9 protein-coding genes are annotated in these 11,122 nt (G+C 73.5%); 2 read left to right on the forward strand and 7 right to left on the reverse strand.

All coding sequences use genetic code 11. The features are described 5' to 3' along the window. Positions 1 to 5: 5 nt before the first annotated feature. The 4 genes from ACP4J0_RS05890 to ACP4J0_RS05905 form a co-directional block, all read right to left on the reverse strand. Positions 6 to 974, reverse strand: coding sequence for an ABC transporter permease (locus ACP4J0_RS05890; protein ID WP_426597533.1), 969 nt, complete (start codon positions 972 to 974; stop codon positions 6 to 8). 32 nt (positions 975 to 1,006) lie between these two features. Next, positions 1,007 to 2,599, reverse strand: coding sequence for an ABC transporter substrate-binding protein (locus ACP4J0_RS05895; RefSeq protein ID WP_426597515.1), 1,593 nt, complete (start codon positions 2,597 to 2,599; stop codon positions 1,007 to 1,009). A gap of 111 nt (positions 2,600 to 2,710) precedes the next feature. After that, a complete protein-coding gene (locus ACP4J0_RS05900; protein ID WP_426597516.1) occupies positions 2,711 to 3,220 on the reverse strand; it encodes an O-acetyl-ADP-ribose deacetylase in 510 nt (169 codons plus the stop codon). Between the two features lie 31 nt (positions 3,221 to 3,251). Beyond that, the gene (locus ACP4J0_RS05905) at positions 3,252 to 4,661 is read right to left on the reverse strand and encodes a phytoene desaturase family protein (protein WP_426597517.1); all 1,410 of its coding nucleotides are present in this window, start codon (positions 4,659 to 4,661) and stop codon (positions 3,252 to 3,254) included. A gap of 128 nt (positions 4,662 to 4,789) precedes the next feature. On the opposite strand from ACP4J0_RS05905, the gene ACP4J0_RS05910 reads away from it, so the two are divergent. Then, complete coding sequence (locus ACP4J0_RS05910; RefSeq protein ID WP_426597518.1) at positions 4,790 to 5,452, forward strand: hypothetical protein; 663 nt, start codon at positions 4,790 to 4,792, stop codon at positions 5,450 to 5,452. On the opposite strand, the gene ACP4J0_RS05915 is transcribed toward ACP4J0_RS05910, so the two are convergent. Both ACP4J0_RS05915 and ACP4J0_RS05920 read right to left on the reverse strand, forming a co-directional pair. Continuing rightward, positions 5,388 to 6,233, reverse strand: a complete 846-nt coding sequence (locus ACP4J0_RS05915; RefSeq protein ID WP_426597519.1) for an inositol monophosphatase family protein — start codon at positions 6,231 to 6,233, stop codon at positions 5,388 to 5,390. The genes ACP4J0_RS05910 and ACP4J0_RS05915 overlap by 65 nt on opposite strands. Before the next feature lie 130 nt (positions 6,234 to 6,363). Continuing rightward, positions 6,364 to 8,199 (reverse strand): gamma-glutamyltransferase family protein, encoded by a 1,836-nt coding sequence (locus ACP4J0_RS05920; protein ID WP_426597520.1) that lies wholly within the window; start codon positions 8,197 to 8,199, stop codon positions 6,364 to 6,366. A 535-nt stretch (positions 8,200 to 8,734) separates the two neighbouring features. Between ACP4J0_RS05920 and ACP4J0_RS05925 the strand changes: the two genes are divergently transcribed. Continuing rightward, complete coding sequence (locus tag ACP4J0_RS05925) at positions 8,735 to 10,042, forward strand: phytase (protein ID WP_426597521.1); 1,308 nt, start codon at positions 8,735 to 8,737, stop codon at positions 10,040 to 10,042. A gap of 140 nt (positions 10,043 to 10,182) precedes the next feature. Here ACP4J0_RS05925 and ACP4J0_RS05930 read toward each other — a convergent pair. Then, on the reverse strand, positions 10,183 to 11,122 hold a 940-nt coding region (locus ACP4J0_RS05930), incomplete at its 5' end, for an MFS transporter (RefSeq protein WP_426597522.1).

Genomic DNA, 11,122 nt, shown 5'->3' on the forward strand with positions numbered 1-11,122 from the left:
GGGAGTCACATTTCACTGAGCTTCACCCTCGGGTCGAACAGTCCGTAGAGCAGGTCGGCGAGCAGGTTGCCGGCGAGTACGGCGGCGGTGGCGAGGGTGGTCAGGGCGGCCAGCAGCGGGAAGTCCACGGCGGTGGCCGCCTCGACGGTGGCCGCGGCGATGCCGGGCCAGCTGAACACGGTCTCCACCAGCAGGGCGCCGGTGATGAGTTCGGGAACACGGGAGCCGATCAGGGTGAGTACCGGCAGCAGCCCCGACCGCAGGGCGTGCCCGAACAGGACGGTGCCCTCCCCGATGCCGCGGGCCCGCGCCCCGCGCACCGGGTCCTCCGCGAGGGCGTCACCGACGCCCTGACGTACGTAGAGGATGAACCAGGGCAGCTGGGAGACGGCGAGCACCCCGGCGGGCAGCACGATGTGCCCGGCGACCTGTCCGAAGGTGACCTGTTCACTCGCGGTGTCCGTCAGGCCGCCGGCCGGCAGCACGTCCCACTGGAGGGCGAACAGCCACACGGCGAGCAGCGCGATCCAGAAGACCGGCGCCGCCTCCAGGGTGTACGCGAGCGAGGTGACGGCCCGGTCGAGCATCGAGCCGGGGCGGCGGGCGGCCAGCACACCGAGGAGCGTGCCGGCCAGGACGGCGACGGCGAAGGCGACGGTGCACAGCAGGGCCGACCAGACGAGGCGTTCGCCGATGACCTGCGCCACCGGCTGGCGCATCACCCCGGAGTGGCCGAGGTCGCCGGTGGCGGCGGAGGTCAGCCACTCCCACCAGCGGACGACGAACGACTGGTCCACGCCCAGGTTGTCCCGCAGCCGGTCCAGGGTCTCCTGGTCGGCGCCGAGCGCGGCGGTTCCGGCGTACGCCTTGACGGGGTCGAACGGTGAGGCGGCGGCGATGGCGAAGACGCCGAAGGTGACGACGAGGACGATGGGCAGGGCGAACAGGGCCCGCCGCCCGGCCAGCCGTGCCATCGCGCCCCAGGGCAGTCGCCGAGGAGACCGGGTCACTTCTTCGGCTGCCAGTCCTCGATGTTCCACCAGGGCCCGCTGGCGAAGCCGTGCTCGTGCGGCTCCAGCTGGGTGGTCAGTCCGTCCCAGCGGTCGGCGAGGACGTACAGGTGGTCGATGTGGGTGAGGAAGGTGTAGCCGGGGTTCTCCACGAGCGCCTGCTGGATCTTCTCGTAGGCGGCGCCGCGCACCTTCGGGTCCTGGCTGCGGCGGCCGGCGTCGAGGGCATCGTCCACGACCGGGTTGTCGTAGTGGGCCATGTTGTTGAAGCCGTCGCCGGCGAGGGAGGAGTGCAGCAGGGTGTAGAGGCCGAAGTCCGGGTCGCCGACGCTGCCGAAGCCCGCCAGGACCGCGTCGCTCTTCATCCGGGGCTCGATGACCTCCCAGGTGGCGCCCTCCACCTTCACCTCGATGCCGGCCTTCTTGGCGTCGGAGGCGTAGGCGAGGGCGTGGTCCTGGCGGACCTTGTCGCCCGAGGGGTAGTACAGGGTGAACGAGGCGCGCTGTCCGTCCTTGGCGCGGATGCCGCCGGAGCCGGGCTTCCAGCCCGCCTCGTCCAGGATGCGCTCCGCCTCGGCGAGGTCGCGCGGGCGCTCGATGCCGCGCGCGTAGGCGGGGTCGTCGACGGGCAGCGGCCCGTACGCCGGCCGGCCCGCGCCGTCGAGGATCTTGTCGACCATGGCCTGGCGGTCCACGGCGGCGTCCAGGGCCCGCCGGATCGCGCGGTCGCCGGTGACCTTGCCGGCGGTGGGCAGGGTGACGGCCCGGAAGTCGTAGGACTTCGCCCGGTACGTGCGCCGGCCGTCGTCCTTCTCGAAGGTGGCGGCGAGGTTGGGCGGCAGGACGGCGCCGTCGAGGTCGCCGGAGCGCAGGCGGGTGGCGCGTACGTTGTCGTCGGCGATGACCGCCATGGTGAACGACTTCACCGCGGGCTTGCCGCCCCAGTAGTGGGGGTTGGCCTTGAAGGCGAGCTTCTCGCCCTTGCTCCAGTTAGTGAGGACGTACGGACCGGTGCCGACGGGCTTGGTGTTGAAGTCGCCGGTGTTGGGGTCCTGTCCGCCCGCCACGTGCTCGGGGACGATGGGCAGCACCGTGCGGGCGGCGAAGGCCGCGTACGGGTACTTGAGGGTGAAGACGACGGTGTCGTCGCCGTTCGCGCGGACCTCCTTGATCGCGTCCAGTTCGCTGCGGGCGGTGCTGTTGGTCTTCGCGTCCAGGACGGTGCGGTACGTGTAGACCACGTCCTGGGCCGTCAGCGGTTCGCCGTCGCTGAACTTCACGCCGTCCCGCAGGGTGTACGTGTACGTCCGGCCGTCGTCGGCGATCTTCGGCAGCGCGCTCGCCAGCGCGGGCTTCAGCTTCAGGTCGGTGTCGCGGGCGAGCAGCCCGTCGAAGATCTTGGAGTTTCCGTCCTTGCCGTAGCCGAGCAGTGGGCTGAGCGTGTCCGGCTCGGAGCCCACCCCGATCACGACGGACTCGGCCGCCTTGGCCTCGCCGTCACCCGTTCCGCCTCCGGGTGCGGAGCAGGCGGTGACGCCGGCGGCGATCGCCGCCGCGGCGGCGGCACTTCGTATCCGACGGGTCGTCATGTCTCCCCCACACTTGCTGCCAGTACGGGGTTATTGCACATCAGTCGCAATTGAAGCGTCAAGCCAGGTGGGGAAGCATCTCGGCGGCTGGGCCGGGTGAGCCCGGTTCCGTCAGCCGGTCCGGGCGGCGAACGCGCCGTACGCGCGGTCGTCGAACAGGACGAACCGGACCTCCGCCACCGACGTCGCGGCGCTGCGCACCGTCTCGACGGCGATACGGGCAGCGTCGTCCATCGGCCAGCGGTAGACGCCGGTGGAGATCGCCGGGAAGGCGACCGTGCGGGCGCCCAGTTCGTCGGCGACCCGGAGCGACTCGCGGTAGCAGGAGGCGAGGAGTGCCGAACGGTCCTCGGTCGCGCTGTGCACCGGTCCCACCGTGTGGATCACCCAGCGCGCCTCCAGTGCGCCGGCGGTGGTGGCGACCGCCTGGCCGGTGGGCAGCCCCTTGCCGTAGTGGCCGCGCCGGAGCTCGCGGCAGGCCTCCAGGATCGCGGGGCCGCCCCGCCGGTGGATGGCGCCGTCGACGCCGCCCCCGCCGAGCAGGGAGGAGTTGGCCGCGTTGACGATCGCGTCGGCGCTCTCGCGGGTGATGTCGCCCCGGACGAGCGTGATGGCGGTCATGTCCGGTCCCCCGGGTGGCTCGGTTCCGTGGTCATGTCTGCCGCAGACTGCGCCAGACGGCCTTCGCCGCGTTGTGTCCCGACATGCCGTGCACTCCGGGGCCGGGCGGCGTGGACGACGAGCAGATGAAGACGGCCGGGTGCGGGGTCGTGTACGGGAACAGGGACAGCTTGGGCCGCAGCAGGAGCTGGAGGCCGGAGACCGCGCCGGAGGCGATGTCGCCGCCGACGTAGTTGGCGTTGCGGGCGGCGAGTTCGGGCGGGCCGGCGGTGGCGCGGGCGAGGACGCGGTCGCGGAAGCCGGGGGCGAAGCGCTCCAGCTGGCGTTCGATCGCGTCGGTGAGGTCGCCGGTCCAGCCGTTGGGGACGTGTCCGTACGCCCAGAAGACGTGCTTGCCCTCCGGGGCGCGGGTGGGGTCGGCGACGCTGGGCTGCGTGGTGATGAGGAACGGCGCGTCGGGTGCGCGGCGCTCCCGGGAGGCGGCGTTCAGCGCGGCGCCGATCTCCGCGCTGTCGGCGCCGATCTGGACGGTGCCGGCGGTGCGGGGCTCCTGGGCGGTCCACGGGACCGGCCCGTCCAGCGCGTAGTCGATCTTGAAGACGCCGGGGCCGTAGCGGTAGTTCGCGTAGTGGTTGCCGAGGCCGGCGATGCGCGCCAGGGCCGTGGGCGAGGTGTCGAAGACGTAGGCGCGGGCGGGCGGCAGGTCGTCGAGGCGCTTGACCTCGTAGTCGGTGTGGACGGTGCCGCCGAGGTCCTTCAGGTGGGCGGCGAGTGCGTCGGAGATGGCCTGCGAGCCGCCGCGGGCCACGGGCCAGCCGCGGGCGTGCGCGGCGAGGGCGAAGACCAGGCCTATGGCACCGGTGGCGAAGCCGCCGAGCGGGGCCATGACGTGCGCGACGAGGCCGGCGAAGAGGGTCTTGGCCCGGTCGTCGCGGAAGCGGCGCATCAGCCACGTCGACGGGGGCAGGCCGACCAGGCCGAACCGGGCGAGGGTGACCGGGTCGCGGGGCAGCGCGGTGAGCGGCAGGGACATGAAGTCCCGGGCCAGGGTGTCCCACTTGGGGAGGAAGCGCTCGACCAGCCTGCGGTACGTGCCCGCGTCGCGCGGCCCGAAGGAGGCGGCCGTCTCGCCGACCGACCGGGACAGCACGGCGGCCGAGCCGTCCGGGAAGGGATGCGCCATGGGCAGCGGGGCGTGCAGCCACTCGAGTCCGTACCGCTCCAGGGGCAGGCCGCGGAACGCGGGCGAGTTGATGCCCAGCGGGTGCGCGGCGGAGCACGGGTCGTGCCGGAAGCCCGGCAGGGTCAGCTCCTGGGTCCGCGCCCCGCCGCCCACGGTGCCCCGCGCCTCGAACACGGCGACGGAGAAACCCCGGCGGGCCAGCTCCACGGCGGCGGTCAGTCCGTTCGGCCCCGCACCCACTACGACCGCATCGAGCATCGACGGCACCTTCGGACCCCTTCGTCAGCCGATGGCCACTGGGGTTCAGGATATGCCCGGGCGGCGGCAGGCCGCGGTCGCGGGTGGAGCGGACGGCACGGACGCGGCGGCCGGATAGAGTCCGGCGAATGACGCGACGGACACGCTTCCCCGGGCCCCGGGAGGGGCTCCGGCTCTGGTACGAGATCGGCGAGGACGGGCATGCGCTGCGGCTGGCGGCGTTCGACCGGTCGCTGCCGGTCCCGCACGCCGGGGACCTCTTCCCCCACACGGAGGAGATCACCGACGGCGGCGCGTCGGTGGCGGCGTCCCGCGACGATCTCCACTCGGCGCTCGAACGGTTCGGGCCGGACGGCGTACGGTTCTACGAAACCGTGTACGGCGTGCTGACGGACGGCCCGGTCGAGGTGCCGCCCGGTGCCGAGGACGTCACCGGCGCCGAGTTCGAACGGGCCTGGGACACGGCGAGGCGGCACCGGCGTTTCATGCGCCACCGCACGGGCCCGCTGCCCGAGGGGTCGCCGGTCACCGGTACGGTCACCGCCCTGCCGTGGGGCCCCGGCCGGACGGGGCTGGTGGTGGACATCGGCCGGCCCGGACGGGCCTTCGTGGACTTCGGACAGCTGCCCGCGCGCGGCGAGGACTGGCCGCCCGTCGGCACCGTGACCGAGTTCGAGGTCGTCCAGATCCGCTTCGACGTCCGGCCGGAGCGCCCCGACCTGGAGATCAGGCTCCGTCCGACAGCAGTGCCACCACCTGGCGGGCCGTGGCCGCGTCGCGGGCCGCGGTGAACGGCAGCTCGTTGCCGCCCGTGATCCGGAAGGGCTCGCCCGTGCGGGTCAGGTGGGTGCCGCCCGCCTCCTCGACCAGGAGGATCCCCGCGGCGTGGTCCCACGCGGCCTCCCAGGAGAAGGCCGTGGCGTCGGACTCACCCTGGGCGACGGCGAGGTACTCCAGTCCGGCCGAGCCGCAGGCGCGGGGTGCCACGCCCGGGGTGCGCAGGCCGAGCAGGGCCTGCTTCTGCTCGTCGGTCGTGTAGTCCGGGTGGGACGTGGCGACCCGCAGGTCGCGGCCGGGCTCGGGCGGGCCGGCGTAGAGCCGCTCACCGTCCAGGAAGGCGCCCCGGCCGCGTACGGCCGTGGCGAGCCGGTCGTCGGCGGGGGCGTAGGTCCAGGAGGCGTGCACGACTCCGTGGTGGGCGAGCGCCACCAGCGTGCAGAAGCCCGGGTCACCGTGCACGAACTGCCGCGTCCCGTCGACGGGGTCGACGATCCACACCGGCGCCTCGCCGCGTATCGCCTCGTACGAGGCGGGATTGTCGTGCACCGCCTCCTCGCCGACCACGACCGAGCCGGGCAGCAGGGCGGCCAGGGCCTCGGTGAGGTACAGCTCGGCCTTGCGGTCGGCGTCCGTCACCAGGTCGTGCGGGCCGGCCTTCTCGTCGACCTCGTGTGCCGCGAGCCGGCGCCAGCGCGGCATGATCTCCAGGGCCGCCGCCTTGCGGACGGCGTCCTCCACCTCGTCGGCGTGCCGGGCGAGAAACTCGTCGATGGTTTCGTTGTTCTCGATCATGACTCCATGAGAGCACGCCCCACTGACAATCCCCACCCGGGTGGTGTACTCCGGGTGGAATCGGTACGAACATGAGGTTCGGGGGTCCGCGATCACGTGGTCGTGAGTCCACGCACACGGGGTCCGGGTGTCAGCGGCCGACCGCGTACCCCTGCATTCCGCGCGGGTTCGCCGCCGCCGACAGCACACCCGTCTCCGGGTTCCGCGCGACGGCGCACAGCCGCCCCTCCGACCAGGCCCCGCCGACCGTCACGTCGTGCCCGCGACGTCGCAGCTCCTCGACGACCTCCGCCGGCATGCGCGACTCCACGGTGACGCCGCCCGCCCGCATGCCGCGCGGGAAGAAGGAGCCGGGGAAGCTGTCGTTGTGCCAGTTCGGGGCGTCGATCGCGCCCTGGAGGTCGAGGCCGCCGCGCACGTGCGCACGCAGCGCGACCGCGAGGAAGAAGTGCAGCTGCCACTGGTCCTGCTGGTCGCCGCCGGGCGTGCCGAACGCCATGACGGGAACCCCGTCGCGCAGGGCCATGGAGGGCGTGAGCGTGGTGCGGGGCCGGCGGCCGGGGGTGAGCGAGTTGGGCAGGCCCTCCTCCAGCCAGGTCATCTGGAGCCGGGTGCCGAGCGGGAAACCCAGTTCGGGCACGACGGGATTGGACTGGAGCCAGCCGCCGCTGGGCGTGGCCGAGACCATGTTGCCCCAGCGGTCCACGATGTCGAGGTGGCAGGTGTCGCCGCGGGTGCCCCCGTCGCCGGCGACGTCCGGTTCGCCCGGTACCGGGGACGTCGGGCTCTTGGCGACCGTCGGCTCGCCGACCCCCAGGGCGTCGAGGCCCTCTCCCTCGACGGCCGCCACGCGCGCGTGGGCGCTGAGCCGCGGGGTGCGCCCGCCCGGGCTGCCGGGCCGCAGCTCGAAGGAGGCCGTGTCGCCGACGAGCTCGCGGCGTGCCGCGTTGTACCGGGGCGACAGCAGGTCGCCGAGCGGCACCCCGGCCGCGCCGTCCGCGTCCCCGTACCAGGCCTCCCGGTCGGCCATGGCGAGCTTGCACCCCTCGACCAGCAGGTGGACGTAGTCGGCGGAGCCGTAGCGGGGCAGTTCGGGCGGGAGCAGCGCCAGCTGCTGGAGCAGGACGGGCCCCTGACTCCACGGGCCGGCCTTGCACAGGGTCCAGCCGTTCCAGTCGTACGTCGCCGGGGCCTCGTAGGCCGCGGACCAGCCGGCGAGGTCGGCGGCGGTCAGCGTGCCGGTGTGGCGCTCGCCGCTGGTGTCCATGGTGGGCCGCCCGGCCTGCCGTACGAGGGCCTCGGCGACGAACCCGGTGCGCCAGACCTCCCGCGCCGCGTCGATCTCCGCCTCCCGGCCCCCCGCCCCGGCGGCCTCGGCGAGCAGCCGTTTCCAGGTGGCGGCGAGGGCGGGGTTGCGGAAGGGCTCGCCGGGGCGCGGCGGACGGCCGTCCGGGAGGTAGACCTCGGCCGAGGTCGTCCACTCCGTCACGAACAGCTCCCGCACGGTCTCGACGGTCTCCGTCACGCGCTCCACGGGCGGGTGCCCGTGCTCGGCGTAGCCGATGGCGTACTTCAGCACGTCGGCCAGCGGCTTGGTGCCGTGGTCGCGCAGCAGGAGCAGCCACGCGTCGAAGGCACCGGGGACGGCGGCGGCGAGCGGTCCGGTGCCGGGGACGAGGTCCAGGCCGAGGCCCTTGTAGTGCGCGACCGTCGCCCCGGCGGGTGCCACCCCCTGTCCGCACAGCACCCGCACCTCGCCGCCGGCCGGGGCGAGCAGGATGGGCACCTCACCGGCGGGCCCGTTGAGGTGCGGCTCGACGACGTGCAGGACGAAGGCCCCGGCCACGGCGGCGTCGTAGGCGTTGCCCCCGTCCTCCAGCACCGCCATGGCCGACTGCGAGGCCAGCCAGTGGGTGGACGACACCATGCCGAAGGTGCCCTGGAGGGTGGGACGGGTGGTGAACATGGGGGCCTCTCACCTCGCTGTCTACGTGCGGCGGCCCGGTTGACGGGCGGTCAGGAACGCGTCCTGGAGGGAGTCCGGGGAGTGCGAACCCTGCTCCGTTCGCTCCCGCAGCAGGCTATCGACCGCCCTTCGCCGCTCCTCCCCCGCCTCCCCGCTCCCCGCCTCCCTGCTTCCCTGCTTCCGGCACGGCGTGGTGCTTCGCCACGAGGGCGCGGGGTGTCCGAGCGTGGACCGACCGCTGTCCGTCCGCCGCCCGGCGGGGCCGGAACCCGGTCGTGACGCGGTGCGGCTGCCGAGCCCTGCGGATGAGCCGACATGGCGGATGAGCCGACATGGATGACATGGATCCACAATCTTCGGTTTTCAACCATTTACCCTGCGGCCATCCTCCTGCCGTGCGCGAGTGGCCGGCGTGACGCCCGCTCTCCGCCTGCTTTCGTGACCATGTCATTTCGTCCACACCGACGGAAGCGGCGGCGGCCCAGCCGGCGGATGCGCGCCGGAAACGCCCCGCTCCTCGACAAGGAGGCTGTTCGTGCACGCGTTCAGAAGAAGTCGTTCCGGTGCTGTCGCAGTGGCCGCGACCCTGGCGATCGCCGCCGCGATGGCGGCTGCGCCCTCGGGAGCGGCAGCGTCCGACGAACCGCCCGCGGTCGTCCCCCGGGCCGAGACCGCCGCGATGTTCGACGACGACGAGGGTGGCAACGCCAACGCGGACGACCCGGCGATCTGGCGCAACCCGGCCGACCCGGACGCCAGTCTCGTCGTCGCCACCGCCAAGGAGGGCGGCCTGCGGGTCTACGACCTCGACGCCCGGGAGGTGCAGTCGGTCCCCGCGCCCGGGGCACCGGGTCCCGGCAACGCTCCGGGCCGCTTCAACAACGTCGACCTCGTCCACGGTATGGAACTGGGCTCCCGCTCCGCGGACCTGGCCGTCACCAGCGACCGCGGCAGCGACAAGCTGCGCGTCTACCGCATCGACGGGGACAGGCCCGGCGCCCCGCTCACCGACGTCACGGACCCCTCCGCACCGTGGATCTTCTCCGGCTCCCAGGAGGAGGTCGACGAGGAGAGCACCGCGTACGGCCTGGCCACCTACACCGACGCGGCGACGGGCAGGTCCTACGCGCTGGTCAGTCAGAACGCGACCACCCGGATCGCGTTGCTGGAGCTGACCGCGACCCCCGGCGGTACGGTCTCCTACCGTCAGGTCCGCACCCTGGACCTGCCGGACACCTTCACGATGCCCGACCGCACCCGGTGGTCCCCCTGCGGCGAGCCCGGTGAAGGACCGCAGGTCGAGGGGATGGCCGTCGACCCGGAGACGGGCACGCTCTTCGCCGGGCAGGAGGACGTCGGCATCTGGCGTCTGCGGGCCGACCTGAGCGGCAGGCCCGTGCTGCAGGACAAGGTCCGCGAGTACGGCGTCCCCGCCACGTACGACGAAGCGTCCGACGAGTGCCTGCCGGGCAGGGACCCCGGCTTCGGAGGCGAGCACGTCTCCGCGGACGTCGAGGGCCTGACCCTGCTGAAGCAGGACGACGGTGACGGTTACCTGCTCGCCTCCAGCCAGGGCGACGACACCTTCGTCGCCTACGACCGGGAGCGGTCCGACGACTACGAGCACGAGGGCGGCTTCCGGGTGACCGCCGCGTCCAAGGCGCTGGACGGCTCCGAGGAGTGCGACGGCGCGGACGTGCTCGCCGAGCCGCTGGGCGCCAAGTACCCGAACGGCCTGCTCGTCGTCCAGGACGGCCACATGGCTCCCGAAGACGGCGACAGGGAAGCCACGGGCTTCAAGTTCGTCGACCTCGCCGACGTCCTGGACGCCCTCGACGACTGACGGGCGCACCCCGCCGGCGAGGGCACCGCACGCGCCCGGCCACGCATCCGGGTCGGCGACGGAGACGTCGCCGACGGGCCGGCACGACGGGGCGTCGGGGCGTCGGGGCGTAAGGCAGCCGCGTCCGTACCCCGGCGTGGTCAGGGGCTCCGGGGCTCTTCGTGCAGAGGCTCTTCGTGTACGGGCGTGAGGGCGGTCGGCCCCGCGTCCTGGGGTCCTGGGCCGGCCGGGTCCGGTGTGCGGCCTGGGACGCCCTCTTCGGCACGGCGGCGGGCGGCGTCCTCGTCGGTTCGGGCGTCGTAGCTGATCAGCTTGGGCAGCGCGGCGGTGAGCAGGCCCACCGCGGCGACGCAGGCGAGCCCGCCGGTCCAGATCGCCGGGCGGGCGCCGGTCCAGCCGGCCATCGCCCCGGCGCGGACCTGGCCGAGCTGCGGGCCGACGCTGTAGGACAGGACCTCGATGCCGGCCAGCCGGCCGCGCAGCCGGTCGGGAATGGTCTGGTTCCAGATGGTGGAGCGGCCCAGCCCGCTGACCATGTCACCCGCTCCTGCCAGAGCGAGGCACACCAGGACCAGCCAGACCTGTGACGTCCAGCCTGCCGCTGCCATGGCCAGTCCCCAGCCGGCGGCGCCGAACACCACCAGCAGGCCGTGCCGTTGCGTGCGGGACGCCCAGCCGCTGGTCAGGCTGACCACCAGCGATCCGACGGCTCCCGCCGAGTACATCAGGCCCAGCGACCAGTCGGCGTCGAGCTCGTCGGCGAGGAAGGGGAAGATGGTGTTCGGGAAGGCGAAGAACATCGCCGCCAGGTCGATCGCGTACGTGCCCAGCAGCACCGGCCTGGACCAGGCGTACCGGGCTCCTTCGGCGATGCCGCGCCATGACGGCTTGGCCGCCTGCTCGGCGGGCGGCACCGGCGAGAGCCTGCGGCACATCAGGATGGAGACGGAGAAGCAGACCACGGTGGTGGGGGGGGCGGGGGGGGGGGGCCCGATAGCCACGAAAAAGGGCCCCCCCCCCGGCCCCGCCAGCGCGCCCGCCGAGCCGAGCCGCGCGGGGGGGGCAGCCGCCGCCCCGGGG

The organism is Streptomyces sp. WG7 (assembly GCF_049975785.1).
Classification (GTDB): Bacteria; Actinomycetota; Actinomycetes; order Streptomycetales; family Streptomycetaceae; genus Streptomyces.

Bases quoted from the DNA above. Each gene is read 5' to 3' on its own strand.
- ACP4J0_RS05890 (WP_426597533.1), bottom strand. From the start codon at position 974: ATGGCACGGCTGGCCGGGCGGCGGGCCCTGTTCGCCCTGCCCATCGTC.
- ACP4J0_RS05895 (WP_426597515.1), bottom strand. From the start codon at position 2,599: ATGACGACCCGTCGGATACGAAGTGCCGCCGCCGCGGCGGCGATCGCC.
- ACP4J0_RS05900 (WP_426597516.1), bottom strand. From the start codon at position 3,220: ATGACCGCCATCACGCTCGTCCGGGGCGACATCACCCGCGAGAGCGCC.
- ACP4J0_RS05905 (WP_426597517.1), bottom strand. From the start codon at position 4,661: ATGCTCGATGCGGTCGTAGTGGGTGCGGGGCCGAACGGACTGACCGCC.
- ACP4J0_RS05910 (WP_426597518.1), top strand. From the start codon at position 4,790: ATGACGCGACGGACACGCTTCCCCGGGCCCCGGGAGGGGCTCCGGCTC.
- ACP4J0_RS05915 (WP_426597519.1), bottom strand. From the start codon at position 6,233: ATGATCGAGAACAACGAAACCATCGACGAGTTTCTCGCCCGGCACGCC.
- ACP4J0_RS05920 (WP_426597520.1), bottom strand. From the start codon at position 8,199: ATGTTCACCACCCGTCCCACCCTCCAGGGCACCTTCGGCATGGTGTCG.